The organism is Paenalcaligenes hominis, assembly GCF_011927625.1.
GTDB classification, from domain to species: Bacteria; Pseudomonadota; Gammaproteobacteria; order Burkholderiales; family Burkholderiaceae_B; genus Paenalcaligenes; species Paenalcaligenes hominis.
Genome location: NZ_JAATIZ010000001.1, coordinates 158,930 through 185,045 on the forward strand (window position 1 = coordinate 158,930; position 26,116 = coordinate 185,045).

At 48.1% G+C, this 26,116-nt stretch carries 23 protein-coding genes, 1 other RNA gene and 1 riboswitch; of the genes, 10 read left to right on the forward strand and 14 right to left on the reverse strand.

Annotated elements, in window-relative coordinates:
- Window positions 1–39: 39 nt before the first annotated feature.
- The 5 genes from GGR41_RS00785 to dsrO all read right to left on the reverse strand — a co-directional run bounded on the left by GGR41_RS00785 (window position 40) and on the right by dsrO (window position 6,189).
- Window positions 40–450 (reverse strand): COG3650 family protein, encoded by a 411-nt coding sequence (locus tag GGR41_RS00785; RefSeq protein WP_167660226.1) that lies wholly within the window; start codon window positions 448–450, stop codon window positions 40–42.
- Complete coding sequence (ribA, locus tag GGR41_RS00790; protein ID WP_209279706.1) at window positions 443–1,060, reverse strand: GTP cyclohydrolase II; 618 nt, start codon at window positions 1,058–1,060, stop codon at window positions 443–445. Before ribA ends, GGR41_RS00785 begins: the two co-directional genes overlap by 8 nt.
- Before the next feature lie 136 nt (window positions 1,061–1,196).
- Entirely contained in the window at window positions 1,197–4,346 is a 3,150-nt protein-coding gene (locus tag GGR41_RS00795; RefSeq protein ID WP_167660227.1) for a tetrathionate reductase subunit A, read from the reverse strand.
- Window positions 4,347–4,367: 21 nt separating this feature from the next.
- Window positions 4,368–5,408: an NrfD/PsrC family molybdoenzyme membrane anchor subunit gene (gene nrfD, locus GGR41_RS00800; protein WP_167660228.1), complete on the reverse strand. Its 1,041-nt coding sequence runs from the start codon at window positions 5,406–5,408 to the stop codon at window positions 4,368–4,370.
- A 13-nt stretch (window positions 5,409–5,421) separates the two neighbouring features.
- Window positions 5,422–6,189: a sulfate reduction electron transfer complex DsrMKJOP subunit DsrO gene (gene dsrO / locus GGR41_RS00805; RefSeq protein ID WP_077733591.1), complete on the reverse strand. Its 768-nt coding sequence runs from the start codon at window positions 6,187–6,189 to the stop codon at window positions 5,422–5,424.
- Window positions 6,190–6,336: 147 nt separating this feature from the next.
- A riboswitch (yybP-ykoY riboswitch) is annotated at window positions 6,337–6,533 on the forward strand.
- A gap of 6 nt (window positions 6,534–6,539) precedes the next feature.
- Between dsrO and GGR41_RS00810 the strand changes: the two genes are divergently transcribed.
- The gene (locus tag GGR41_RS00810; protein ID WP_077733590.1) at window positions 6,540–7,109 is read left to right on the forward strand and encodes a TMEM165/GDT1 family protein; all 570 of its coding nucleotides are present in this window, start codon (window positions 6,540–6,542) and stop codon (window positions 7,107–7,109) included.
- A gap of 223 nt (window positions 7,110–7,332) precedes the next feature.
- Window positions 7,333–8,571, forward strand: coding sequence for a polyamine aminopropyltransferase (speE, locus tag GGR41_RS00815; RefSeq protein WP_167660229.1), 1,239 nt, complete (start codon window positions 7,333–7,335; stop codon window positions 8,569–8,571).
- A 63-nt stretch (window positions 8,572–8,634) separates the two neighbouring features.
- Here speE and GGR41_RS00820 read toward each other — a convergent pair whose 3' ends face one another.
- The 4 genes from GGR41_RS00820 to GGR41_RS00835 form a co-directional block, all read right to left on the reverse strand.
- The gene (locus tag GGR41_RS00820; RefSeq protein ID WP_167660230.1) at window positions 8,635–9,828 is read right to left on the reverse strand and encodes a glycosyltransferase family 4 protein; all 1,194 of its coding nucleotides are present in this window, start codon (window positions 9,826–9,828) and stop codon (window positions 8,635–8,637) included.
- Window positions 9,828–10,556, reverse strand: coding sequence for a polysaccharide deacetylase family protein (locus GGR41_RS00825; RefSeq protein ID WP_229711111.1), 729 nt, complete (start codon window positions 10,554–10,556; stop codon window positions 9,828–9,830). The genes GGR41_RS00820 and GGR41_RS00825 overlap by 1 nt, the downstream gene beginning before the upstream one ends.
- 38 nt (window positions 10,557–10,594) lie before the next feature.
- A complete protein-coding gene (locus GGR41_RS00830; protein WP_167660231.1) occupies window positions 10,595–11,092 on the reverse strand; it encodes a nucleoside 2-deoxyribosyltransferase in 498 nt (165 codons plus the stop codon).
- Between the two features lie 100 nt (window positions 11,093–11,192).
- Window positions 11,193–11,456, reverse strand: coding sequence for a hypothetical protein (locus GGR41_RS00835; RefSeq protein ID WP_167660232.1), 264 nt, complete (start codon window positions 11,454–11,456; stop codon window positions 11,193–11,195).
- Window positions 11,457–11,882: 426 nt separating this feature from the next.
- On the opposite strand from GGR41_RS00835, the gene GGR41_RS00840 reads away from it, so the two are divergent.
- A complete protein-coding gene (locus GGR41_RS00840) occupies window positions 11,883–13,229 on the forward strand; it encodes an esterase-like activity of phytase family protein (protein ID WP_167660233.1) in 1,347 nt (448 codons plus the stop codon).
- 58 nt (window positions 13,230–13,287) lie between these two features.
- Here the strand turns inward: GGR41_RS00840 and GGR41_RS00845 are convergent, their stop codons facing one another.
- Both GGR41_RS00845 and ssrA read right to left on the reverse strand, forming a co-directional pair.
- On the reverse strand, window positions 13,288–13,638 hold the full coding sequence (locus tag GGR41_RS00845) for a DUF4870 family protein (protein WP_167660234.1): 351 nt from the start codon (window positions 13,636–13,638) through the stop codon (window positions 13,288–13,290).
- Window positions 13,639–13,819: 181 nt separating this feature from the next.
- Window positions 13,820–14,189, reverse strand: a transfer-messenger RNA (tmRNA) gene (ssrA, locus tag GGR41_RS00850).
- 148 nt (window positions 14,190–14,337) lie between these two features.
- On the opposite strand from ssrA, the gene sstT reads away from it, so the two are divergent.
- A complete protein-coding gene (gene sstT / locus GGR41_RS00855) occupies window positions 14,338–15,564 on the forward strand; it encodes a serine/threonine transporter SstT (RefSeq protein WP_167660235.1) in 1,227 nt (408 codons plus the stop codon).
- A 209-nt stretch (window positions 15,565–15,773) separates the two neighbouring features.
- Here the strand turns inward: sstT and gph are convergent, their stop codons facing one another.
- The 3 genes from gph to ompA form a co-directional block, all read right to left on the reverse strand.
- Window positions 15,774–16,442 carry a phosphoglycolate phosphatase gene (gph, locus tag GGR41_RS00860; protein ID WP_167660236.1) on the reverse strand — a complete coding sequence of 223 codons (669 nt, stop codon included), beginning with the start codon at window positions 16,440–16,442 and terminating at the stop codon, window positions 15,774–15,776.
- Entirely contained in the window at window positions 16,443–17,150 is a 708-nt protein-coding gene (gene ubiG, locus GGR41_RS00865) for a bifunctional 2-polyprenyl-6-hydroxyphenol methylase/3-demethylubiquinol 3-O-methyltransferase UbiG (protein WP_229711095.1), read from the reverse strand.
- Between the two features lie 95 nt (window positions 17,151–17,245).
- Window positions 17,246–17,845, reverse strand: coding sequence for an outer membrane protein OmpA (gene ompA, locus GGR41_RS00870; protein ID WP_077733580.1), 600 nt, complete (start codon window positions 17,843–17,845; stop codon window positions 17,246–17,248).
- A 433-nt stretch (window positions 17,846–18,278) separates the two neighbouring features.
- On the opposite strand from ompA, the gene gyrA reads away from it, so the two are divergent.
- From gyrA to cmk, 6 genes are read left to right on the forward strand one after another with little or no spacing between them, the layout of a single operon-like run.
- A complete protein-coding gene (gene gyrA, locus GGR41_RS00875) occupies window positions 18,279–20,951 on the forward strand; it encodes a DNA gyrase subunit A (protein WP_167660238.1) in 2,673 nt (890 codons plus the stop codon).
- A gap of 24 nt (window positions 20,952–20,975) precedes the next feature.
- A complete protein-coding gene (serC, locus tag GGR41_RS00880; protein ID WP_167660239.1) occupies window positions 20,976–22,085 on the forward strand; it encodes a 3-phosphoserine/phosphohydroxythreonine transaminase in 1,110 nt (369 codons plus the stop codon).
- Window positions 22,078–23,166, forward strand: a complete 1,089-nt coding sequence (gene pheA / locus GGR41_RS00885) for a prephenate dehydratase (RefSeq protein WP_167660240.1) — start codon at window positions 22,078–22,080, stop codon at window positions 23,164–23,166. Before serC ends, pheA begins: the two co-directional genes overlap by 8 nt.
- Window positions 23,167–23,171: 5 nt before the next feature.
- Window positions 23,172–24,062 carry a prephenate dehydrogenase gene (locus tag GGR41_RS00890; protein WP_077733578.1) on the forward strand — a complete coding sequence of 297 codons (891 nt, stop codon included), beginning with the start codon at window positions 23,172–23,174 and terminating at the stop codon, window positions 24,060–24,062.
- Window positions 24,059–25,381 (forward strand): 3-phosphoshikimate 1-carboxyvinyltransferase, encoded by a 1,323-nt coding sequence (gene aroA, locus GGR41_RS00895; protein ID WP_167660241.1) that lies wholly within the window; start codon window positions 24,059–24,061, stop codon window positions 25,379–25,381. Before GGR41_RS00890 ends, aroA begins: the two co-directional genes overlap by 4 nt.
- A complete protein-coding gene (cmk, locus tag GGR41_RS00900; RefSeq protein ID WP_167660242.1) occupies window positions 25,382–26,062 on the forward strand; it encodes a (d)CMP kinase in 681 nt (226 codons plus the stop codon).
- Window positions 26,063–26,116: the final 54 nt, after the last annotated feature.

Consider the following 26,116-nt stretch of genomic DNA (forward strand, 5'->3'; position numbering starts at 1 on the left):
ACGCCTCAACGAGGCGTTTTTTTATTAAATGCGTATTCGCTACAGATCGAAAGCGGCACGTCCACACCCTTGCAAGACTTTATCATTAATGACTAGTTCCGCTTGGTAGGCATAAACGGTATCGCTCATGGTGTCATTGCAATAGCCCGCCCGAATGCGTAACACTAACTGGTCATCGCCCTGTTTGGCCTGAGCGACCCAGTCGTTGGTGCTGTGGTGCGTGGGGGTAAAGGTGGTATTGAAACGCGTGCTTCCTGTATCCAGCACCACGTCAGCTGCTAAATCATAGTTCAAACGAACCGACCAACCCGGTTCGTTACCTAAGACTTGAAAAGGAAAGGTTAACGCCAAAGATGAGCTAGGCGTTGTGCTGCAAGCGGCAAGCATCAATAGACTTATGCTAGTGAGAATACGCATGCCTTTAGGTGCGACCCAGGTGAAATTAATCATCGGTTGAGTCCGGTAAGCCATCGGTGCCATTTTGCAATAAATGGCCAAGTTTTAAGGCTTTGGTGTGCAGATAATATTGATTGTAAGGGTTGGGCTGAATGCGATGTTCAATACGTTCTACTACGTTATACCCCATATTTTCTAGGGCTTTGACTTTGCGTGGGTTATTGGTCATTAGACGAATTGAGTCAATAGTAAAGAAATCCAGCATAGGGCGTACTAACTCGTAATCACGCTCGTCGGCATCAAAGCCCAATTGATTGTTGGCTTCAACCGTGTCGGCGCCTTCGTCTTGTAAGTGATAAGCACGAATTTTATTAATTAAGCCAATACCACGGCCTTCTTGGCGTAAATATAAAACAGCACCGCGGCCTTCGGCAGCAATACGTTGTAAGGCTTTTTTTAGCTGAGGACCACAGTCGCAGCGCAAGCTAAATAGGGCATCACCCGTTAGACACTCGGAGTGCAAGCGCAACAGCACGGGCTCGGGCGTGGTTAAATCACCCATTGCAATAACTAAATGTTCTTTCTGGGTTTGTTTTTCAATAAAAACATGGAGATTAAATTCGCCCCATTCAGTGGGCAGACGGCTGGATGTAACGTAATTCAAAATAGAGACCTAAGGGCTAAAAAGAGCCTAACAAATAATTTCATCAGCTAATATAGCATTATGATGTAAAAAAAAGCACCTTGATAGTGATTATCAAGGTGCTAAGCCTAGACGATTAAAGTGCTAGCTTAATGAATTAAATCTTCTCAATACGAGCGGGTAGCCCTTGGCGAACAACCGCTCCGGAAACCCAGTCAATCCACACATTATTGTGTTGACCGCGGGTGACATCGCGAAAGCCTAGGTCGTTAATATTTACCCCGGCTGCTAAGGCAGGATTGTGTGCGGTGGTCTGACCATCAATTTGATGGGCTCGAGCCCCTAGCTCTTTATGACCATAGCCGTGTTCGATTGCTAATGCGCCTTGCATGACGCCGTCACGAATCATAGCTACCCCTTCGGTACTGTGTCCTGGGCTGACAATACGAATGGCATCGCCATTGCGTATCCCCAGTCGCTCTGCATCGGCCTTGTTAATCGATACGGGGTTGTGCGGGTGCACTTGACGTAAACGATCCACAGCAATAGACATTGAACTCATCAAGTTGGACTTGTAAGAGGTCATGAGGAAAGGCCAGTCTTGCTCGGCGTAATGCTCGCGCATGGCACTGCCATCCGCCATACGGGTCGGGTACCAAGTAGGGCAGCCGCTGTTATGCTCGCCAGTATAAGCGTGCTTAGAGAGGAACAGCTTTTCATCCCAGATAGGGAGCATGAACTCATGCAGTAGCTTGAGCTGACCCTTGTTTTCATCCCAAGCGTCTTCGACTCGGTCGAAACGACCGCCACGACTCATAATGGTAGCGACTTTACGCCACTCCTCGTCAGAAACTCGCTCTTTGATGCGCTCTTCGTAACGGTCAACCCCTGTTAAGGCTAAGTCGTCATCGCTAGCGTCAGCCACTGGACGTTTCATGGCATAAGCGATATTAGCAAAACCGCGTAGATAGAAATCGGGAGCCGAATGGATACCCAGACGTGCATCACTGTTAGGAACGCCTATAGCATTATCGCCAAACCCTGGCATGCCTATGCGTTTTGCTACGGTAATTAAAAAGCTTTCTAACGAGATAGGTTCGCCATCAGCGGTGCGGCTGACTTTGGGCTCAACCACAGGCCAACGCACGGTAGAGGTTTTAGCAATCACGTCAGCCCAAGGCGCCGAGACGCCCCAACTTTCATACGTGACAGTATCGGGCACAATGTAGTCAGCAATGGCACTGGTCTCATTAATAAATGGCTCAATGGAGACAATCAGCGGCATTTTTTTCGGGTCGCATAAATCGTCGTACATGGCATTGCGCATGCCGGCAATACCATAGAGGAAGTTACCCATGTGGTTAATCCATGCCTTAGCTTTATAAGGATAACCAGCCATACCGGAAGCAATGATTTCAGAGCTAAGGGTGCCGTTAACGATAGGATACCAAGGTGCAGGGGCCGGGTACGGATTTTCCCCCGCCGCAACACGCCGCTTGTATTCGGATGACTTTTCGTAAGCCATGCGGTTACGCGCTAAAGAAAGACCTTTAGGTTGTGCTTGACCGGGGAAACGGAAGTCATAGCGTGGACCAGGACCGAAGGGGCCAAAAGGACCAGCATCTAATACCAAGCCACCTTTAACGTTTAAGTTACCCACTAAGGTGTTAAGCATAGAAATCGCATAGGCGGTGTAAAAGCCAGCCCCACTCATGGTGCCACCGTGTGCATCCACCACGGCTCGTTTGCCGTAGCTGGTCAATTCCTCGGCTAAAGCCACGATGTCTGCAACAGGAATACCGCATTGAGCACTGTATTCCTCTAAGCTCATACGCTGTGCTTCTTCACGCAGTTTACTTAAAGAGCTACATACCTTGATGGGGGTTTCACCTAGACCGGGTGCGACCACACTACGATCAACGAACAATTCAGCACTTTCTAATGTGGTGTCATGCGGCGCTAAGCTGCCATCGGCTCGTTGTACTACAAATACGGCTTGGGCTTCTTCGCCTTCAGCGGGTTCCTGTACAGGCCAGCCCATATCGCTCGCACGTAAAAACGTGCCATGACGCGGGTGTGAAGGGTCGTTAATCATCAAGTGAGTGGCGTTACACCAAGAGGCCTCGCCCGCAGCTAACATAGCCGCCGGGCCTGGCTGGGCTAGCATTTGACGATCAAAGCGTTCGTTTTCAAGCATCCAGCGAATAAGCCCCATAACGAGGGCCAAATCGGTAGCTGGTTTAACGGCGATCCAACGATTGCCCGAGCCTGCTGCTAAGCTAGATGAAGTAGGTAATACAGGTGAAACCACTACATATTTAAAAGGATTTTCTGGTCTGGAGCGGGCTTCGGCTAGCTCACGGCCTTGACGTTGGAACGGGTTCCCTGACTGGGCAGGCGCCGCGCCAATAAATAAGCCAAACTCGGCGTTGGACCAGTCGGGTTTGCCGTGGGGCATACCCGCTACGTTGCCCAGCGCTAAGCCTGCGCCGACGCGGAAACTTTGACCACAGTACGAGCCGTGGTTAGCAAAGTTCATGGTGCCAAAAGACTGTTGAGCAAAACGACGAATAAGGGGGGTGCGGCCTTCATTACCCGCATCCGTCATAATTAGCTGATTAGATAGGGGGCCATATTCCGGATTATTAGGATCAATTAACGTTTCACGGTCAAAAATGGCACGTAAGCCATCGACATGACCCTCACCAAAAAGATCGCCGCCTTCACACACTTCCTCAATTAGCTGCTCAAAACTAATGCTTTCCCATTTACCTTCGCCACGTTTACCCACGCGCTTTAGCGGAGTGAGGACACGATAGGGGTTGGTGACCTGCTGTTGCATTGAGCTGCCGCGTGCACAAGAGGTGGCACGATCGTCAATGCCGTACTCTAAGCCAAGCTTGGCATATACCTCGCGCACTTCTAGGTTCATGTCTGCGGGACGCGTGGTGGCTAACGGGTGATAAGGGTTCCCTGCAATACGCATAATGCTATTGCTTTCTTGGTCAACCCGTACGCGTACACCACATTGAGTCCAGCAGCCTAAACATAAGGAAGGGCTGACGACCTGGCCAGGTTGAGTAGTGAGCTGTCCTGTTTCTTGGTTAATAGTGAATTCAGGGGTGAGCGCATTCCCACGTGTAGCACTTTTAGGGGGATGCCCTGCCGACCCTTGGGTAAAACCTTTGACGGCGTTGACCACGGTATCGGTGTAACCAGCAGCAAAGACGGCCATGCCACCCGCTGCCAATGAACCGTGTTTTAACAGTTTACGTCTGTCGTTATTGGGTTTGTCCTGTTTACTCATAGCAATTTCCGAATCTGTTCATTAAGCATTGTGGGGACGCAAAGCAGTCCAAGAGGGGTAGCGGTCGATAAACCAAGTGACAATGGCTAATAGCGCCGCGCAAAGGCCAAATACCCCTAGCATTCCTAATAGACCATTACTACCAAGAGGCATACTGTGTAAGTAGAGGCCGGCACCGTATTTAGGGACTCCTTGGACACTCATCAGTACCACCCAACGGAATACCCATGCTGCGGCCATCATCAGTACTGCGCAAAGCAGAGAGTGCCATGGGGCACATAAGCGTGACGCCGGAACACGAAGCAAAAGGAACAACAGTAAAGCCAGAACCACTGAGCTTATAAGACTAGTGCGCCAGGTAGGATACGTAATAAATAGCTCTAGTGCAGTGGGAAAAGAGGGGTCTAAGCCAAGCCAGCCTGTAATCACCCACGCCATCGCGCTTAGCGTAAGAAGCGCTAAAGCAAGTAACCCGAGCTTACGCATATACGCTGCGGGTAGGGCTGCCACACCGCCTGGTAGCCAACGTGCTACAAATAGCATGGCGCCTAGCGCGGCCAGCCAACCAGTAAGAGCAAAGTTAATCGGCAGAAAATAGGTATGCCAAAGTGGGCGTGAACGGACAATCATGACTTCTGCGCCGGTGTAAAGCAAAATGGTTAATGCAGACACAATCAGCGCCAAACCACAGATGCGCAGCAGACTGTTTTTACCCAACCACCATAATGCACAAAACAATAAAGACAGGCTCACAAAAATGGGTAAAAGTACTGCCCCAATCGACATCCACGACCAAGGGGTAAAGTAGGCATAAAAATGCCAGAAACGAGCAGGCTGGTGTAAGTCAGCCAATAGCGCCACGGGCGCGGCAACCGCAGTCACAGCGAGTATGGTTACTGCTGCTGGCAAAATTTGACGCTCGGGTGCGCCCACGGGACGTAATGCCACGACGGCGGCTGTGATGGCTGTGGTGCAGGCAATGGCTACTAAAAAGAAGTATTGCACCGCCCAAGGTAGCCATGCGGCGTCATAGGAAGGGGTAAGAATTTCAATAATGTTCATAACGGCATCCTAATTAGTATTCAGCCACCAAGCGCACGCTGGTTTGGCCCTCTACACCATCCACAAACTCATCGGGCATCCCAATGTAATACACGCGTGGCGCCGTATTCATATCGGGTTTTAGTACTTTGACTTCATCTTTATGCTCGGCAATCATTTGTGAGGCGATACTGTTTGGATCGTTTAAATCACCAATAACACGAGCGCCACCCACACAGGTTTCCACGCACGCCGGCAATAAACCCACTTCTAGGCGGTGTTCACAAAATGTGCATTTGTCTGCTGTCTGGGTTTCGTGATTAATGAACCGGGCATCGTAAGGGCAAGCTTGTACACAGTAAGCACAGCCTACACAACGCTCGTTATCGACCAGCACAATGCCGTCTTCACGTTGGAAAGTGGCTTGTACAGGACACACAGGAACGCAGGGTGGGTTGTCGCAGTGGTTGCACAGACGAGGCAGATTGAACATGGCAGGCTGGCCATCGTCATAATCGGCCACTTCATACTGCAATACGGTGGTTCTAAATTGACCAATAGGGGGTTGGTTTTCCATTGAACACCCTACAGTACAGGCTTGACAGCCAATGCACTTACGTAAATCAATCACCATCCCGTAACGCTTGCCTGGTATACCAGGTCGACGTGGGGGTTGATCGTTAATACCTGCTTGTACAGGGGTAATGGGAATGACGGTGGCAGCAGCACCTACGCCTAGCAAGTTTTTTAAAAAACCTCGCTTGCCAGGTTGTAATTGTTCAGTTTTTACCGTTTTGCTCATGGGTCTACCTTCAAAGGTGGGCGGATGATCTGATAGTTCTTAGCATTTTGAGCATAAGCTTATAGCGTGATACCTATAAGCTTATACGGGCAATCCCTTAGGCGGATTGAGTTATATCAAGTATCGGTTAGACAATGCGTAAATAATCCGCTATAGTTTGGGTCGTCATTGGGGAGTAGCCGCTCTAACACAACAATGTGTAGAGGTTTGCGTCAACATACTTGATCCCTTCTTGGATCATGGCGCCGACAGTTCTATACCTGGCAAGACCTTTGACCGTATGGCTTCCAGTATGGCCGGGGAAGCCATACGGTCAATTGTCTAAAAAACCGGCCAGGAGAAATAATAAAGTGGATGCTTTTCTCGTCTCTACCGGTATTGTGGCATTAGCTGAAATAGGGGATAAAACCCAATTATTGGCGTTTATCTTAGCCGCACGTTTTAAACGTCCCCTGCCCATCATCTTAGGTATTCTTGTTGCGACATTGGCTAATCACGCTTTAGCTAGTGCGCTAGGGGCGTGGTTGCCTGGGTTATTCCAGCCCACCACATTAGCGTGGATCCTAGGTATAGGCTTTTTGCTCATGGCGGGCTGGATGCTCATTCCAGACACCTTCGATGAAAAAGACGCGCAGCTTGCAAAGTTTGGTGTCTTTACTACCACATTAATTGCTTTTTTTATTGCCGAAATGGGCGATAAAACCCAAGTGGCTACCGTAGCCTTAGCGGCACAATATCAGTCATTTACTTATGTGGTTTTAGGAACAACGTTGGGAATGATGATCGCAAACGTGCCAGCTGTGCTTATAGGTGACCGTATTGCTGGTGCCATTCCTGTGCGTTTAGTGCACAGTGTAGCGGCCTTGATCTTTGCTGCGCTGGGGGTGGCGGCATTAGGCCGTGCCCTTGGCCAGTGGTAAGGCCTTAGTACTAAAATAATCGATATGCGGCTATCTGTGGTGTATATGCCGCTATCATCCTTTTTTATTGAGTCAGCATAGGTACAGCACTTTTATTGCTGTATCATGCTACGTTTTCGTGAAGCCAAGCTTAAACTATTTATATTAACGATTGGCTTCGGGCTTTTTTCACTCCTGTGGTGGATCCCAGAGTGAAATCCTTTAACCAAGGAGCGCTGTTCCTATGCAAGGCCTGCACCTTACCGCAGATTTATACCAATGTACCGGCGATACGTCTATTTTTATTGACGAAGTGGCATTGGCAGACTTATGTCGACACCAAACTGAACTTTCCGGTTTGACCATCGTGGGCGAGAAATGGGTAACATTTCCTGAATACCAAGGTGAACCTGGCGGTGTAACAGGAGCCATATTACTCGCAGAATCTCATCTAGCGATTCATACTTGGCCTGAACGAGGCGGTGTGACCTTAGATGTCTATGTGTGTAATTTTAGCGATGATAATTCTGGTAAAGCTCAACAGCTGCTAGATGGCATTATTGCGGCATTTAATCCTACGCAAATTCAACGTAATCACCTAATACGTGGTGACCAAGATGAGCCCAGCGAGGCCGAGCTGCTTTGGGAAAATATTAACCCAGACAGCGTCTATGGCTTTAGATTTAAACGTCGGGTTCTATCAAAAAAGACCCAGTTCCAACACTTAGAGTTATTAGAGTCTAAAGACCTTGGGCTAACTTTGCGTTTAGATGGTTGCTTGATGACTGCAGAAAACGAAGAGTTTTTCTATCACGAAACGCTAGTTCACCCAGCCGCAATTAGTCATCCAAATCCACGTAACGCCTTAATTTTAGGTGGGGGCGATGGCGGCGCGCTCGAGGAACTCTTAAAGCACAATACCATCGAATCAGCCACCCTCGTTGACCTCGATGCAGATGTGATTGAGGTGTCTAAAACGTATTTGCAGCGTATTAATAAAGGCGCACTGGATAACCCGCGGGCTAAGGTCTTAGTTGGGGATGGGGCGCAATTTATTCGTGAAACCACAGAAAAGTTTGATTTGATTTTGTTGGATTTAACGGATCCGGAAACGCCAGCTGGTCCGCTTTATACGCCGGCTTTTTTTGCAGAATGCAAAAAAGCGCTAGCAGAAGGGGGCGCGATGGTGATCCATCTAGGCGCACCATTTTATGAACCCGAGCAAATCCGTCGTTTAAACACCGACCTACAAGCCGTGTTCGCCCAAGTCAATGCCTATGGCTTACATATCCCATTGTATGGTGCGTACTGGGCGATGGCTGTGGTATCGGACAGCTTAATCCCTACGGCAATAGATGCTGCCGAGGTCGAGCAACGTATACAGCAACGTGATATAACCGAATTGCAATACTATAACAATGCGGTACATGGGGCTTTGTTTGCGCTACCTACCTACTATAAAAAGCTTTTAACTACAGACTAATACTGTTTAGTTAACTCGCTAAAGCAACGCCCTCGATTTTCATCAGATCGAGGGCGTTTTTAGTTAGGTTTCATTTTTTTCTAGGGGGTCTACCAAAGTAGGGCGCGCGCGATGCAGCTGTGCTGCTAAAATTTCTGCATAGATAAGTAAATAGCGTTTAGCAATATTTCCCCAACTCAGTTGTTCGGCCAGCGCATGCCCTTCGTTTCCGAGCGTCTTGCTTAAGACTGGGTTGTGCAGTAGGTGGGTGATAGCAGCCGCTAATTCGCCAGAGTCGCGCGGGTCATGTAAAACTAAAGCCTGTTTTTCGTGCTCGACATAATACGCCAAACCGCAATATTTAGCCTGACTTAAAATAACTGGCAGTCTATGGCTCATCGCTTCTAGGGGGGCCATCCCAAAACTATCGTTTAATGTTGGGTGTACAGCAAAATCAGCCGCCTGAAAATAGGCCTCGATAGTTGGGCTTTGCTCGATCAGTACCACGCGATCTTGCAAAGCAAGCTGAACTAATTCGTGGCGCAAAGAGTTAATTTTTGGCGCCGCCACCCCCACAATCAATAGTTTGACCTGTGCAGGCAGGGTTTGCATGGCACTCAGTAGGGTATTGAGTCCTTTGCTGCGCGGATTACGGGCCACAAAAAGACCGACACGGTCTGTATCGCTAAAACCTAATGCTCGGCGTGTAGGATGACGTAGCTCGGAATGCTGGCTAGGCAACTGCACCCCAGGTGTAACGACATCGAAGGGATACTGAGTTTGGTAGGCCAGCTGAAGTTGGTTTTTTACTAATTCCGATACCACGACGGTGCGTTTAGGCGGTTTAAGGTGTACACGTTTTTGCTCTAAGTATAAATACATGGCAATACGTGGGCTTAAGTGGTGCCATAAGCGCTTGAGGGGGCTAGCTTGAGTAATCCAGTGATAACGCACACTTTTGACATGTAATACATCGACATCGGCTACCCATCCATTCACATGGGAATGCACAATATCAAAAGAGTGATGCGCCAGTTCCTTTTCTATATTTTTAGCGAAGGTGTAAGTACGCCACCACGATGGCCCAGCAGCCGGTGCATCCACAATCGTGTGAGGAAGCTGTACTGGGCAGGCGCTGTCATAAATGTGTGTATAAACATGCACATCATGGTGTAGAGCCAGCTCGCGCATGAGCTCGGTACCGTAGGCCTCGGCACCGCCATATTGATGGCCAAACTTAAAAGTAACAAAAGCAATACGCAGGCGTGGAAAGCTCATTATTGGGTTCTTTTTTTATGTTCAAGTTGGGTTAAGCATTTTTGCAAAAAGCGAAAAATATGCGTCGAACGAGCTACCAATACACGAGGTAGATCCATCATGTCATCGGTGCTAAGAGCTAAACCGCGTGCGGTAGTCGTGGCATTGCTATAGCCGCTTTCACGAACCCAGTTTTCAATGGCCGTGTTTTTATGTCCATAAGGATAACAAAAAGCCTCAACGGCTGTGCCTAGCTGCTGTTCCAAATCGTTTTTAGACTGCAGGATCTGACGCTGTGCCTCGGTGGGGCTGACCTCGGGTAAATGGACATGATCCAATGTGTGTGAGCCAATTTCATGGCCTGCGGCCAACCACTGTTGGAGTTCTTGGTGCGTCATTAACTCTGCGCTGGGCACACCCTTGGCATGATCCCAAAAATTCGTACCCCCTAAGTGATTGCTAACGATATAGTTCGTAGAAGTAAAGCCTAGCTCATTTAGCACCGGAATCGCATGTTGAAGCACATTACGGTAACCGTCATCGAAGGTAATACCGACTACCTTGCCCGTTTTTTCCCCTGTGAGATAGGGCAAGAGATCGCGCATGGCTAAGCCGGTATAGCCAAAGCGCTTTAGCCATACCATTTGTCGTTTGAAATCGTTAGGGTGTACCGTTAAGCCTCTGTAGGGGGTGCCTTTAGGGTTTGGCGTCCCGACTTGGTGATACATTAATATAGGAATCATGCCCATTCGTACCTGAATCAATAATGGCCATATAGTACCATTGCTTAATCGTAAAGCTGGCCCTGCAAATGGATAATAGCCGTCAGCAAATCACCAAAAACAAGTTGTGACGACACCCCTAACATTAAATTGACGGGTAAACCAAAGTCTTCGACCATGCTTTGGTTTTGATCCAGCCACATTTCTTTTTCATCGTCAAAATAGATAGGGCCATAATAGGTTTTTACTTGGTCCTTAATCTGGGTAGGGCCTGCTAAATACCCAATAACAGGAATCCCTCGCGCTACCGCATACCCAACTTCGAATGCAGTACCAGAGTCGGGCTCAGCCCCTCGGAATGGGTTTAAGTTCGCTAATACGGCATCGGCCTCTTGGATCATACGAATATTGGCATGATAAATACCGGCTGCCGTTGCTTCGACACCGTCTGCCGGATGCAAAGGCTCAAAACCATGGGATAAGCACAAATTTTTATGTTGTTCAGCGCGCAAGGCGGCATCATGAAAAAACACATCTGGCCCTGCTAAATAGACTTTTTTCATTGTGATTCCTTGTGATTCTTAGTAGTGCTAAATGGCTTTAGTGTAGCTTCAATAAAAAACGCCTGCTATAGGCAGGCGTTGTACTGAAAATAAAACGTATTTAATGCATAGCATCTACACGTGGTGCAACATGATGAATATCTTTTAGTCTAAAGCGAAAGCGAATACGTTGACCTTTTTGGCAAGAGGCATCAGCCGTATAGGTCGTGCAGCCGAACAAAGGGGCACCATAAATAACCGTGCTGGCAATTTGTGGCCCGTGTTTAGGCTGTAAATAAACCACATCACCAAGGCGAATATCAGTTTTATTTAAGGTTGCGTGCTCTGGACGCGAAATAAGCTCATTTGGGTAAATTGTTTTCATTATAAGACTCCCTTTTGGTTGTTTTTATAAATGACCGATCACGTAGTAATAAGCGCAGTGTAGCGCTGAGAGATGTTTTTTTTATGACAACGTGTCGGTGAGTTGATTAATAATAATTATGATTTGACGCTTTAAAGCAACACACCAAGCTTAGAAGCATCTACGTAGTATGTGCTGCAGAGACTGGCTTGTCAATAGGAAAATGGAGAGTATCTATTAATAAGTCTCTGTTTTACTTAAAGCTTATCAATGGCAGGGCGTTGTCTAAAGAATGAGGCGCAAAAGAGACATGCAGTTACGCTTCAAAATACCTAAGACCCAGTAATTGACATTTCAAGAGTTAAGGCTTTTACGACAGTCATTTGTTTTTAACATGAAATCTTTACACTGCTTTTTTTACCTTAGTTAAAGGACCTTAGCGTGAAAATGAAGCATACTGTGTTGTTTTTTGGAATGGCCTTAGCATTTGGAAATGCATGGGCTCAGCAGGAGTTCACCGCGACCTTAAAAGGCCATGCTGTCCTAAAAGCAGACGCAACCCTAACAGCCCCAAAAGACGCCCCTGTAGACTTACAGACATCAGGTAAATACACCACGGGAAAGAAAATGACTGCACTCGGTGCGGTGCCGGGTAAATCAGCAGACAGACTCACCGGACATCATTTACCGATCCAAGGCCAGCCCTTGCAAGGTCATTCTGGTATTCAAGTTATGCCAGACGGCACCATGTGGATAGTGACAGATAATGGGTTTGGCAGCAAAGCCAACTCATCTGATTCCATGTTGTATGCCAATCGCTATCGTATTGATTGGGAAAAAGGCGATTACCATCAATTAGAAACGGTGTTTTTAAGCGACCCCCAGCACAAGGTGCCGTTTCGTATAGTGCACGAATTAACACCTGAGCGTTATCTAACGGGCTCTGATTTTGACTTAGAAAGCATGCAGGTAATAGGCGACTCCCTGTGGTTTGGTGAGGAGTTTGGTCCGTATTTAATTAAAGCAAATAAAGCGGGGCAAATTCAGGCTGTGTTTGAAACTGAAGTTGAGCAAGACGTCGTGCGCTCGCCTGATCACTATGCCGTATCGTCGCCAGCTATACCTGACGGCACCTATACGAATGTTAACTTGCGACGCTCCAAAGGCATTGAAGGAATGGCAGCTTCCAAAGACGGTGCCTTTTTATACCCCATGCTAGAAGGGCCCTTGTGGGACCAAAATACAAGCAGCTGGGAGCAAAAAGATCAGCGCACGGTATTACGTATTTTGGAGTTTGATGTAGCAAAAGAACGTTGGACAGGACGTTACTGGGATTATCCGTTAGAGGCTGCGCATCATGCGATTGGCGACTTTAATATGATTGATGAAAATACAGCCTTGGTCATTGAGCGCGACAATGGTGAGGGAACCCCTGATAAAGCCTGTCAACCAAATCGAGACACCACCACGTGTTTTTCACAATTACCTGAGTTTAAACGTGTTTACAAAATAGCGTTCACTCCTGACATGGCGGGTGGGGCAGTACAAAAGATTGGTTATATTGATTTGTTAGCAATCCAAGATCCACAGCAGTTAGCACGTAAACCGCTAACAGATGGCGTACTGCAATTTCCCTTTTTCACTATTGAGAATGTCGATGTAGTGGATGCAAAGCATATCGTCGTAGGCAACGACAATAATTATCCTTTTTCTTCTAGTCGTGAGCCTAATCAGCAAGACGATAACGAACTAGTGCTACTCGAAGTCGCTGATTTTTTGAAAGCTAAGCCGTAAAGAGAGATAACGTTGGCTAGGTTGCCTGCCATACACACAGGGCAACCTAGTTATAGGTTTAGCTAAATGTATACATAGCTTTGTTATCATTTAACATCAATAAGCCGCGCAACATACGGTATAACAGCCAAATGCTATTAGCGATTAAAATGAAAAAGCCGACAATAAACCCTATAGACAGAACACCTACTGTGGCCCACAACAGCCCAAACCAGAAAGTACGTATTTGCCAACGGAAATGCGTCTCTAGATACGTGCCTGCAACCTCATCACGTTTTAAGTAATTAATAATAATAGCAGCAAGCGCTGTAACTCCCACGAAAGCAGAAAGCAAATACAAAATGTAGATGATCATGGTTAACTGCTTTAGATTGTTATGAGCGCGACCCGTTTCAACAATAGGGTTCATTGGTATTTTTCCATACGGTAAATAAAGAGGGAATGCCTCTATAATACCTTTAAGCGCGGGCTGCTACCTAGGCGAGGTAGAAAAGCTGACCAAAATGCTGACTAAACCACCTCAAAAAGTCCAAAAAAAAGCCAACTTTTAGAGTTGGCGATTTTTTCAGAGTTTGGAGTGTTAGAAGTCTTGGTGGAGCCGGGGGGAATTGAACCCCCGTCCGCAAGCCGTCCACAGGCAGTTCTACATGTTTAGTCGAATAACTTTATTTTTTAGCCTTGAGCCATGCCATTCGACAGGCCATCTCTTAGCGATCCACGTAGTTTTAGGTCTGATTCGTGTGGCCCGAACCCGACCGATTCTTTGTAAATGACGTTGCTGCTAGGAACCTAGCCTGGCCCAAAGACAAACCAGTGCAACGACTCTAAGACCGTTTTTTAGGCGGCTAGAGCGAAACGCTCATCGTTGGCGTTTATAGTTTTCCAGTGGATTTACGAGCTGACTGGTGCTCGACATGCCCTACTCTGTTTCTTGACCCACGTCGAAGCCAGATCGGCCCCAAGTGTTCAATTAACTTTAACAGTGATTTCATTATACGGCATATGAGATGATTTGTCGAAGTGAATAGAGTACTATGCGGTGCATTAGGCGGTTTTTAGTGAGTAAAATTAGCCATAGGCAACATTTTTTAAATAAAGGATCTGAACGATGAGTAGTTCTGCTCAATCAGGAGGGCTAATGCGGTGGATCATGTCTACCAGTTTAGTGGGTCAAATTATTGTGGGCTTATTGGCAGGGGCGGTGATAGCAGCCGTTGCGCCTGAGTTTGCTCGCTCCTTGGCCTTGTTGGGCGATATTTTCGTCAATGCATTAAAAGCCGTCGCACCGGTGTTGGTATTTATTTTGGTGATGGCCTCTATTGCTAACCATCGTCATGGTACTCAAAGCAAAATGGGGCGTGTTATTGCTTTATATTTAGTCGGTACGTTTTTAGCTGCTGTACTGGCTGTGCTAGCGAGCTTTCTTTTTCCTGTGACCATTCAGTTGCAGCCGTCTGTAGAAGCCATGAATCCGCCAGATAACGTTATCGAAGTCCTATTTACTCTAGTGCTTAATATTGTCGATAACCCCGTTAACGCGTTGTTAAAGGCAAATTATATGGGGGTTCTAGCGTGGGGCATTGGTTTGGGGGTAGCGTTGCGTCATGCCAATGACAGCACAAAAAAAGTCTTAGCTGACTTTAGTCACGCCGTATCTGCATTAGTGCGTATTGTCATCCGTTTTGCGCCGTTGGGTATTATGGGTATTGTGGCGGGCACCATTGCTACGACGGGTTTTGGCGTGTTGGCAGATTATGCGCGCTTACTTGGTTTGCTTGTTGGTTGTATGGCGATAGTGGCATTAGTTATTAACCCACTCATTGTATGGACGCAAATCCGTCAAAATCCTTATCCATTGGTCTTCGCTTGTCTACGTGAAAGTGGGGTGACAGCGTTCTTTACTCGAAGCTCGGCAGCAAATATCCCCGTTAATATGGCGCTAGCGAAAAAAATCAATGTGAACGAGGATATTTACTCAGTCTCTATTCCATTAGGGGCTACTATTAATATGGGCGGCGCTGCGATTACTATTACAGTGCTCACACTTGCGGCTGTGCATACCCTAGGGATCAGTGTAGATTTCGGTAGTGCGCTTTTATTAAGTGTTGTAGCTGCTGTAGCTGCATGCGGTGCCTCGGGCGTAGCAGGCGGTTCACTATTACTTATTCCATTAGCTGCTAGCCTATTTGGTATGCCTAATGATGTCGCTATGCAAATTGTAGGGGTGGGTTTTGTTATTGGTGTGGTGCAAGACTCAGCGGAAACCGCATTGAACTCGTCCACTGACGTGTTGTTTACCGCGGCAGCATCGATCCACCACGATCATCACTCTTAACGCCCTCACGGGCCTAAAGGACGCCCTAGGCGTCCGCGCTATTCCTCCTTGCCCTAAACGACGAAGTCTTATGCGCATTTTGGTAAACCGTAAAAAAGCTAAGTGTGTACTTAGCTTTTTTTATTCTTTTTGCACGAAAAAACGCCACCGCTCAGGACGGGGGTGAGTCGTGTAAATGACGTGGCCGTCCTGGCATTGGGGAGCGCCGTTTATTTTTGCGTCCAGTCCAATATCGACGGCAGGATTTCACTGGCGTGCTGGCTGACGTAGTCAGCTTCCCAAGAGGCGATGGCGGGGTCAAAATCACAATACCCATAAGCCGCCACAAGGGTAGCCATACCGGCGGCTTTACCTGCTACGATATCGCGCTCGTCGTCGCCAACATAAATGCAGTTTTCTGGAGCAATACCGGTTAATTCACAGGCTAAAAACAGTGGAGCGGGGTGGGGCTTAATATAAGGGGTTGAGTCGCCGCCCACTAAGACTTTACTGCTTTGGCTAAAACCAAAATGATCCATAATAGGCTGAGTCAGATGCACGACCTTATTTGTTACCACCCCCCAAGGCAAGCCCAAGTCATTGAGTTGCTCGATAAGGGTTTCAATCCCATCAAAAGGCTGACTCAATACCGTAGAGTTTGCGGCATAGTGCGTCAGAAAAAGGTCTTTCTGTATTTCGTAATCAGGGTGGTCGGTCTCAAGCTGTAAAGACGCCTGCAGCAAACCACGCGCCCCTTTAGACGCATAAGGCCGTAAATAAGACAGGGGCAGCGGATCTAACCCTTGAAGAGTACGTAAATAATTAGCACTGGTTGCTAAGTCAGGCGCGGAGTCTACTAGCGTGCCATCAAAATCAAACAAAACCAGTTTGTTAAGCATTTAGGCGTCCTTTTTTGTTGCGATTAAATAATTAACAGAGCTGTCATTGCTGAGAGTGTAATGCTTAGTGATGGGGTTGTACTCAAGCCCATTGATTTGAACTGGGTTTAATTGCGCTTGGCGTGCACTACGAATTAACTCGCTAGGCTTGATAAAGCTCTCGTAGCGATGTGTGCCTTTAGGCACCAGATTAAGTGTATATTCCGCTCCAATAATCGCAAATAAAAATGATTTGGGATTGCGGTTTAACGTAGAAAAAAAGACCCATCCACCGGGCTTAACTAATTTAGCGCACGCATGAATAATGGAAGCGGGATCAGGCACATGTTCTAGCATTTCCATGCAGGTCACCACATCAAAGGAGGCGGGCTGATCATGAGCAAGCGTTTCTGCGCTAATATGCTGGTAATCCACAGCAATGCCCGTTTCTAAACTATGCAGTCGCGCAATTTTTAGTGAGCGTTGGGCAAGATCAATACCGGTGACGTGGGCACCCTGAGCCGCCATGGCTTCGGCCAAAATACCACCGCCGCAACCCACATCAAGCACTTTCTTGTTTTGTAAGCTGCCTACATGATTTTGAATCCATCCCAAACGTAACGGGTTGATTTCATGTAAGGGTTTGAACTCGCTAGTGGGGTCCCACCATTTAGAAGCGAGCGCACTAAATTTTTCAATTTCGGCAGGATCAACGTTTACGGTAGACATATGCATTAGACCTAAAAAAAATAAAGGCTCCTGTAACAGGAGCCTTTATTGTATCGCTTTACGCTGAATCAGTAAGCTTTGAATAAATCAAAGGATTACTGTTTGCGTGAACCCACGATTTCGATTTCTACGCGACGGTTTTGTGCGCGACCTTCACGGGTTGCGTTAGTAGCGATAGGATCTAACTCACCTTTACCTTCGGTGTAGATGCGGTCGGCAGCAATACCTTTAGACACGAGGTATTCTTTAACAGAGTTTGCACGACGCTCAGATAGCTTCTGGTTGTAAGCTTCTGGACCGGTGGAGTCGGTGTGACCCACAGCAATGAGTGTTTCTAGTTCTAGATTGGAAGCTTGGTCAGCAACCTGATCCAAAACTTGACGGCCTTCAGGCTTCAGTGTGGCTTTATCGAAGTCAAAGAAGGTGTCAGCGTTTAGAACAACTTTAGTGCTAGTAGGTGCAACTACAGGAGCTTCTGGAGCTTGAGCTACAGGAACGCCATCACAACCAGCGATGCCTGTGGCAGGTGTCCAGAAGTTATTACGCCAGCACAATTCGTTTGTGCCGTTTTTCCATACTTCGCCAAAGTTACTTTGCCAGTTGTTTACTTCGCCGCTAGTTTGAGCTGACACAGCACCAGTGGCTGTGGCTGCCGCAAAGGCGAGTGCAAGTGCGATTTTGGAGGGTTTATTCATGTTTCTCCTCGTTTGAGCTGATGCTGTTAAGTGACCGCAGCGAACCCCTGCCGCTTAACTAAGATTATCGTTGATCAGAGCCTAGTCGGCAACGCTTAGATTTTCATCAAAACGCGACGCTGGGTTTCTGTGCGTGTTAGCCAGAATGTTAAGACATTTCTGTCCAATGCGCTAAGAGCAAGGGCGATTTATCGTGCAGATCGACCGAATAGAGGTCGATAAATGGCATTATTGTTGGTTTTAGGCAACAAGGCAAGCAATGCTTCTCATCCGAGCGCTTATTCATTTTTTTTGGTGTTTTTTGCCTACACCAATCCATTTTTAATGCAAAGGCTGGGCGTAGTACAATGATCTCTTAGGGTGATGGTAGAATTTCCTATTCGCCCTTCTACGGTTTGCATCTTGCTTAACTCATCTAAAAAGACAATTTAATATGGATTCCTTTGCTAAGGAGACCCTTCCAATTTCCCTGGAAGAGGAAATGCGTCGCAGTTATTTAGATTACGCCATGAGTGTAATCGTGGGGCGTGCCTTACCCGATGTGCGTGATGGCTTAAAGCCCGTACATCGTCGCGTTTTATTCGCAATGCACGAGCTCAATAATGACTGGAATCGCGCCTACAAGAAATCTGCGCGTATTGTTGGTGACGTCATTGGTAAATACCACCCACACGGTGATTCTGCGGTGTATGACACAATTGTGCGGTTGGCCCAAGACTTCTCTATGCGGTATATGTTAGTCGACGGTCAAGGTAACTTTGGCTCCATTGATGGCGACAGTGCTGCAGCCATGCGATATACCGAAGTGCGCTTGGCAAAAATATCCCACGAAATGTTGGCAGACATCGATCAGGAAACGGTCGACTTCGTGCCTAACTATGATGGTAGCGAGCTAGAGCCTGCTATCTTGCCTTCTCGCTTGCCTAATCTGCTGGTTAACGGCAGCTCAGGTATTGCTGTAGGGATGGCAACCAATATTCCCCCACACAACCTCTCCGAGGTGGTGGACGGCTGTTTATACTGCTTACGCAATCCCGACTGTACGGTCGATGATTTGTTCGAGTTTATTCCAGCTCCTGACTTTCCTACAGGCGGCATTATTTATGGCATGTCTGGGGTGCGCGAAGGCTACCGCACCGGTCGTGGTCGTGTCATTATGCGCGCTAAAGCTCACTTCGAAGACATGGAGCGTGGCTCTCGCCAAGCCATTGTGATTGATGCCTTACCCTATCAGGTCAATAAAAAATCCCTCCAAGAACGCATTGCCGATTTGGTTAATGAAAAGAAAATCGAGGGTATTTCTGATATTCGTGACGAGTCAGATAAAGACGGGATGCGTTTGGTCATCGAGCTGAAGCGGGGCGAAGTGCCCGAAGTCGTGTTAAACAATCTCTATAAGAACACTCAGCTTCAAGAAACGTTTGGCATGAATATCGTGGCGCTGGTTGATGGTCAGCCGCGTTTGCTTAATTTAAAACAATTGGTGGAGTATTTCTTATTCCATCGTCGCGAGGTTGTAACACGACGCACTGTATTCCAGTTGCGTAAAGCACGCGAGCGCGGCCACGTGCTCGAGGGCTTGGCAGTCGCATTAGCCAATATTGATGAATTCATTCGTATCATCCGTGCTGCCCCCACGCCCCCTGATGCTCGTCGTGAACTTTTAGCGCGTAGTTGGGATGCCCAAATTGTGCGCGATATGTTGGCTCGTGCCGACGAGAGCGCTATTCCTGGGGGGCGTCTCGCCTATCGTCCTGATCATCTCGAGGCAGAGTTCGGACTGCAAGCAGACGGTATGTATCGTCTCAGTGAAACTCAGGCCCAAGAAATCCTTAATATGCGCTTACAGCGCTTAACTGGCCTCGAGCAAGACAAAATTGTCGGCGAATACAAAGACGTCATGGAGCGCATTGCCGATCTTCTAGACATTTTGGCGCGTCCAGAGCGTGTGACGCAGATTATTTCGGATGAACTCATTGCCCTGAAAGAGGAGTTCTCTTCAGAAAAAGACGTACGTCGTTCTGAGATCGAATTTAACGCCACCGAATTAGATACCGAGGACTTAATCACCCCCATGGATATGGTGGTGACTTTGTCGCACGAGGGCTACATTAAAAGCCAGCCTTTGTCAGAATACCGTGCGCAACGCCGTGGTGGTCGAGGCAAACAAGCCACCACCATGAAAGAGGACGATTGGATCGATAACCTCTTTATTGCTAATACCCACGATTATCTTCTGTGTTTCTCCGATCGGGGACGAGTGTACTGGCTCAAGGTCTGGGAAGTCCCCCAAGGTTCTCGTAACTCTCGCGGCCGTCCTATTGTGAATATGTTCCCCCTAGAGCAAGGCGAAAAGATCACTGTCGTATTGACCGTAAAGGAATTCAGCGATGATCAGTTTGTATTTATGGCGACTTCCCAAGGCACGGTTAAAAAAACCCAGTTGTCACATTTTGCTAACCCACGTAAAGCCGGCATTATTGCCGTAGGCTTAGATGAAGACGACTACTTAATTGGTGCTCAGATCACAGCAGGTGATCACGATGTCATGCTGTTCTCTGATGCAGGTAAAGCCGTACGCTTCTGCGAGACTGACGTGCGCCCGATGGGTCGTACTGCGCGTGGTGTGCGCGGCATGAACTTAGACGAAGGCCAAAGCGTCATTTCCTTATTGGTTGCCGAAGACGAGTCTCAGTCGGTGCTTACCGCAACAGAAAATGGCTTTGGTAAGCGTACTTCTATCTCTGAATACACCCGTCATGGGCGCGGCACAAAGGGCATGATTGCGATTCAAACTTCAGATCGAAATGGTTGCCTAGTGGGCGCTGTGCTTGTACGCGAAAGCGATGAAATCATGCTCATTACCAATGCTGGGGTGTTGGTGCGTACTCGCGTGGACGAGATCCGCGAAATGGGTCGTGCTACTCAAGGCGTAACCCTTATTAATGTAGACGAAAGCAGCAAGCTATCCGGTGTTTACCGTGTGGTAGAAAGCGATGTGGATGTCGATATTGATATTGATGTGGACGAAGAGGCCCTAGATAACGAGGACGCCGAAGACACCGCCATGGATCCAGAGGCTCATGGTCCTCAAACAGACGAGTAATTATTGGAATTAGGAAATACAACTATGCGTCCTTGGAATTTTTCTGCTGGTCCCTCCAAGTTTCCAGAGGCGGTACTGCACAAAGCCGCCACAGAAATGTTGGACTGGCATGGCTCGGGCATGTCCGTGATGGAAATGAGCCATCGTGGTAAAGAGTTCATGCAAATACGCGACGAGGCAGAGCAAGATTTGCGCGATCTACTGCAGGTGCCTGATAATTTTGCTGTGCTCTTTATGCAGGGCGGCGCACAAGCACAAAACGCGTTGGTGCCATTGAACTTGCTTGGTCTAAAACCCGCTGCCAAGGCGGACTACGTCGTTTCAGGTAGTTGGTCAAAGAAATCATTCCAAGAGGCGCAGCATTTCGGTGATATCCAACTTGCTGCTACATCAGACGCTATCACCCAAATCCATGGTACAGAACAGGGGGCACTAACCTGGTTCCCCGAGCCCAGTACATGGCAGGTGCGTCCTGACAGCTCCTATGTGCATGTCTGCTCGAATGAAACCATAGGTGGTGTAGAGTTTAATGATTGGCCCCGTTTGGATGTACCCCTGGTGGTCGATGTCTCATCCAATATTCTTTCGCGTCCTATTGATTTCACTAAAGTAGATGTGGCATATGCGGGTGCACAAAAAAACGCAGGTCCAGCCGGGCTGACTGTAGTCATTGTGCGTAAAGATCTTTTGGGCTTCAGTAACCCTCACTGTCCTAATGCATTCAACTACGAGCTCGTAGCAAAAAATAACTCCATGCTCAACACGCCACCTACGTATTCTATTTACTTAGCAGGCTTGGTTTTTAAGTGGTTGAAAGAGCAAGGGGGCGTGGTAGCTATTGAAAAAGCCAATCAGGCTAAGGCAGATCTGTTATATAGCTATTTAGATCAATCTGATTTTTACAGAAATACAGTAGCTAAGGCAGTGCGTTCGCGTATGAACATTCCTTTCTTGCTGAATCAGCCTCAGCTAGATGAATTATTTTTAACCGAGGCCGCCGCAGCGGGTTTATTGCAATTACGCGGACACAAAAGTGTAGGTGGCATGCGTGCTTCGATTTATAATGCCATGCCTCTCGAAGGCGTGCAGGCGCTGGTTGATTTCATGAAGGGGTTTGAAGCACGCCATGGCTAAAGCGCTTTTAGAACAGTTGCGCCCGTGGCGCGAACAAATCGACACGCTAGATTTGCAAATTTTGCAGCTTTTAAATCAGCGTGCTAATGCAGCACTAGAGATCGGTAAAATCAAAGAGCAATACAACGCCACAGATAGTATTTTAAAACCTGAACGCGAAGCTCAAATCGTTGCTCACTTACAGGCAATGAATACGGGGCCTATTACAGGGGCTTCTGTTCAAGCAGTATGGAGCGAAGTCATTTCTGCTTGCCGAGGCTTAGAGCGTCAAATGCGTGTTGCCTTTTTGGGGCCTCAGGGTTCTTTTTCCGAGCAGGCCGCCTTAAGTCATTTTGGGCATTTTGTTGAGTCTTTACCTTGTGCTAGCTTTGACGAGGTATTTCGTTTGGTCGAGGTCGGCGAGGCAGATGTAGGCATGGTGCCAGTGGAAAACTCCACCGAGGGCGCAGTCAACCGCACCTTAGACTTGTTACTGAATTCCTCTTTAAAAGTCTTAGGCGAGCGTTCTATTGCGGTACATCATTGTTTGATGACGCAAAGTGGCGCCATGGATGGGGTCACGCGCGTTATGGCTCATCCACAGGCCTTAGCACAGTGCCAAGCCTGGCTATCGCGTCATTACCCTAATCTCCAACGCGATGCGGCCTCAAGCAACGCAGAAGCCGCACGTTTAGCTGCCGAAGACCCCACCGTAGCGGCTATTGCTGGTCAACATGCGGCCGACTTCTGGCAGCTCAAACTAGTCCAAACCGGGATTCAGGATGACGCCCAAAACCGCACTCGCTTTTTAGCCATTGGTAATATCGAGTCATTACCCTCAGGCAATGATAAAACCAGTCTCATATTAGCTGTGCCTAATCGCGCTGGGGCTGTGCATGAAATGCTAGCGCCGTTTGCTGAACATCAGGTGTCAATGACGCGTCTTGAGTCTCGACCTGCACGCACCGGTCAATGGGAATACTACTTTTATATTGACTTGGTGGGTCATAAAGAGGATGCAGCGGTACAAAGTGCCTTAGATCAGCTCAAGCACCAAGTGGCTTTTTTTAAAGTGTTGGGCTCATACCCTCAGCAGGCCTAGTCACCATGGCTACCCCAACAGCTTTTACTATTCCTGTCCTAGCCGTGGTAGGACCAGGCCTAATTGGTGGTTCTCTAGCGGCGGCATTAAAGCAAGCAGGGTGCGTAGGTCGCGTGCTTGGTGTCAGCCGTCAGGTCAGCACCACGCACCATGCGTTGCAGCTAGGGCTAATCGATGAGATCGTTGATATCACTACGGCAGCTCAACGCGCAGATATCATCGTATTGGCTACGCCAGTAGGCGCTACACGAAGCTTACTGCAACAAATAAAACCCCATTTACAGCCTCATACTTTGATTACTGATGCGGGCAGCACCAAAGCGGATGTACTGCGCGCTGCTACTGAGGTACTAGGGGGGCAAATAGGGCAGTTTATTCCTGGTCATCCGATTGCAGGAGCGGAAAAGGCTGGGCCAGAAGCCGCATTGGCTGACCTCTACCGTAACCGCATTGTTATCTTAACTCCCCACAAAGAAACTGCCCCTAGCGCTAAGGCGAAGATCATTCAATTATGGGAACAGTGCGGCGCGCGGGTTATGCTCATGTCAGCAGAGGAACACGACAGGGTACTAGCATCTATTAGCCATGTGCCCCACTTTCTTTCTTCTGTGTTCATGTGGCAAGTGGCCAGTGCTGCTGATGCCGATGTGCGTTTACATGTGGCAGGAAGTGGGTTCAGAGACTTTACTCGCATTGCTGCGGGGTCGGCAGAAGTATGGCGTGATATTTTTCTCAGTAATCGTGCTGCTGTCTTGTCAGAGCTAAAGCAGGTTCGTGCCGCGTTTGAACAAGCGGAAACGGCATTGTTAGAGTCCGACGGAACAGCTTTATATGAATTTTTAGAAAAAGCTGCCTTGGCCCGTCGTTTATGGGGCAGCAGGAGTGGATTGGAATGAGTCTTGAGCAAATTACCCTAGAGCCCGCAACCCATGCCAGTGGTACTGTGCACTTGCCAGGTTCTAAAAGTATTTCTAATCGCGCTTTGCTCTTAGCGGCGTTGACCCCAGGCATAACAAGCTTAACGGGCGTGTTGGCCTCCGATGACACGCGCGTCATGATTGACGCGTTAAATCAACTAGGGGTGGAGGCCATCAAGGTTTCGGAGAGCGTCTACCAAATCCATGGTGGAACGCCTTTTAACCATGCACACGCAGATTTATTTTTAGGCAATGCAGGTACCGCTTTTCGTTCGTTAACGGCTGCATTGGCTTTTTTAGGTGGCGACTATACCTTAAGCGGCATTCCACGTATGCATGAGCGGCCCATTGGTGATTTAGTCGAGGCATTGCAAGGCGCTGGGGCTCGCATAGACTACTTGGAAACCTCTGGCTATCCGCCCCTAAAAATTGGCCAGCCTACGATTGACCTAAGCCAGCCTATACGGGTTAAAGGGTCTGTGTCTAGCCAATTTTTAACTGCCTTATTGATGGCTGCGCCCATTGCCGTTGCTCAAACGCAGACCGAGCTAGTCATCGAGGTAGAGGGCACGCTGATTTCCCAACCTTATATTGCCATCACGCTCGATATGATGGAGAAGTTTGGGGTCTTAGTTCGTCACGATGAACATTGGCAACGCTTTGTTATCCAAAGTGATGCGCAGTATGTGTCACCCGGCGAGTTTCACGTTGAGGGCGACGCGTCGTCGGCATCGTATTTTTTAGCTTTAGGTACGATTGCAGGGGGGCCAATTGATATCCAAGGGGTAGGGGCTTTATCGGTTCAAGGCGATGTGCAGTTTGCTAAAGTCATGGAATACATGGGAGCTCAGGTGACGTATCTAGCTAACTCCATGGAGGTCACCGGGGTTAATGTTGCGCAGGGCCAAAGACTGAAAGCGTTCGATTTGGACTTTAATTTAATCCCAGATGCGGCTATGACAGCCGCAGCCTTAGCCGTGTACGCCGATGGGCCGTGTACGTTACGCAACATTGCAAGTTGGCGCGTCAAGGAAACCGACCGCATCGACGCCATGCAAAATGAATTGCGCCAGGTCGGGGCTGAAGTCGAGTCCGGTCCAGATTGGATCACCATTTACCCCATCCCCGAAGGCGGATGGCGCTCAGCTCGAATAGAAACGTATGACGATCACCGCATGGCCATGTGTTTATCGCTTATGCGCTTTGGTGGCATGTCGCAAACTATTCTAGACCCTAACTGCGTGAGTAAAACCTTCCCTGAATACTTCTCTATTTTTGAACAACTGATAAAAGGCTAGATGTCCATGGTGGCTCCCCATCCTATTCCCCCTGTAATTACCATTGATGGCCCAACCGCATCAGGTAAAGGAACTGTTAGTCACCTTGTCGCTAACCATTTGGGTTGGCATGTTTTGGATAGCGGAGCGCTCTACCGCTTAACGGCATTGGCGTGTTTACGCCAAGCGGTCGATACCACCCAACAAGAGCAGGTCGCACAGCTTGCGCGTCAGCTGAATGTGCGCTTTGGTCAAGGTCAGTGTGTACTGGACGGTGAAAATGTGGCTGATGTCTTGCGAACCGAACAAGTGGGCTTGTTGGCGTCTCAAGTTGCCGCCTACGAACCGGTACGTGCCGCTTTGCTAGCACGGCAGCGCGACTTTCAGCAACCTCCCGGTCTGATCGCAGATGGTCGTGATATGGGAACGGTAGTTTTTCCCTCCGCCCCTTTAAAGATTTATCTTGTTGCGGATGCGCAATCCCGGGCTGAACGCCGTTATAAACAGTTGATAGACAAGGGTATATCTGCTAATCTTTCAGAACTATTAGCTGATTTACAGGCACGAGATTTACGCGATACGACCCGTTCAATCGCGCCCTTAAAGCCTGCTAAAGACGCAATTCTATTGGATTCTTCTCATCTCACCATTGAAGAAACCGTGAATCAGGTATTGGCCTACTGGGCTGCTACCCAAAATTAAAGGTGTTGTTTAAGCGCTTTTAGTGCCTTAAGCAACGTGTGTTCACTCCACTGG

What these genes read in the sequence shown, in the direction of transcription:
- gph (WP_167660236.1), bottom strand. Translation starts at nt 16,442, where the DNA reads ATGCTTAACAAACTGGTTTTGTTTGATTTTGATGGCACGCTAGTAGAC.
- GGR41_RS00825 (WP_229711111.1), bottom strand. Translation starts at nt 10,556, where the DNA reads ATGGGCATGATTCCTATATTAATGTATCACCAAGTCGGGACGCCAAAC.
- ompA (WP_077733580.1), bottom strand. Translation starts at nt 17,845, where the DNA reads ATGAATAAACCCTCCAAAATCGCACTTGCACTCGCCTTTGCGGCAGCC.
- dsrO (WP_077733591.1), bottom strand. Translation starts at nt 6,189, where the DNA reads ATGAGCAAAACGGTAAAAACTGAACAATTACAACCTGGCAAGCGAGGT.
- nrfD (WP_167660228.1), bottom strand. Translation starts at nt 5,408, where the DNA reads ATGAACATTATTGAAATTCTTACCCCTTCCTATGACGCCGCATGGCTA.
- GGR41_RS00785 (WP_167660226.1), bottom strand. Translation starts at nt 450, where the DNA reads ATGATTAATTTCACCTGGGTCGCACCTAAAGGCATGCGTATTCTCACT.
- GGR41_RS00830 (WP_167660231.1), bottom strand. Translation starts at nt 11,092, where the DNA reads ATGAAAAAAGTCTATTTAGCAGGGCCAGATGTGTTTTTTCATGATGCC.
- GGR41_RS00835 (WP_167660232.1), bottom strand. Translation starts at nt 11,456, where the DNA reads ATGAAAACAATTTACCCAAATGAGCTTATTTCGCGTCCAGAGCACGCA.
- speE (WP_167660229.1), top strand. Translation starts at nt 7,333, where the DNA reads ATGCAAGGCCTGCACCTTACCGCAGATTTATACCAATGTACCGGCGAT.
- GGR41_RS00820 (WP_167660230.1), bottom strand. Translation starts at nt 9,828, where the DNA reads ATGAGCTTTCCACGCCTGCGTATTGCTTTTGTTACTTTTAAGTTTGGC.
- sstT (WP_167660235.1), top strand. Translation starts at nt 14,338, where the DNA reads ATGAGTAGTTCTGCTCAATCAGGAGGGCTAATGCGGTGGATCATGTCT.
- GGR41_RS00795 (WP_167660227.1), bottom strand. Translation starts at nt 4,346, where the DNA reads ATGAGTAAACAGGACAAACCCAATAACGACAGACGTAAACTGTTAAAA.
- serC (WP_167660239.1), top strand. Translation starts at nt 20,976, where the DNA reads ATGCGTCCTTGGAATTTTTCTGCTGGTCCCTCCAAGTTTCCAGAGGCG.
- pheA (WP_167660240.1), top strand. Translation starts at nt 22,078, where the DNA reads ATGGCTAAAGCGCTTTTAGAACAGTTGCGCCCGTGGCGCGAACAAATC.
- ubiG (WP_229711095.1), bottom strand. Translation starts at nt 17,150, where the DNA reads ATGTCTACCGTAAACGTTGATCCTGCCGAAATTGAAAAATTTAGTGCG.
- aroA (WP_167660241.1), top strand. Translation starts at nt 24,059, where the DNA reads ATGAGTCTTGAGCAAATTACCCTAGAGCCCGCAACCCATGCCAGTGGT.
- cmk (WP_167660242.1), top strand. Translation starts at nt 25,382, where the DNA reads ATGTCCATGGTGGCTCCCCATCCTATTCCCCCTGTAATTACCATTGAT.
- GGR41_RS00845 (WP_167660234.1), bottom strand. Translation starts at nt 13,638, where the DNA reads ATGAACCCTATTGTTGAAACGGGTCGCGCTCATAACAATCTAAAGCAG.
- GGR41_RS00840 (WP_167660233.1), top strand. Translation starts at nt 11,883, where the DNA reads ATGAAGCATACTGTGTTGTTTTTTGGAATGGCCTTAGCATTTGGAAAT.
- GGR41_RS00890 (WP_077733578.1), top strand. Translation starts at nt 23,172, where the DNA reads ATGGCTACCCCAACAGCTTTTACTATTCCTGTCCTAGCCGTGGTAGGA.
- gyrA (WP_167660238.1), top strand. Translation starts at nt 18,279, where the DNA reads ATGGATTCCTTTGCTAAGGAGACCCTTCCAATTTCCCTGGAAGAGGAA.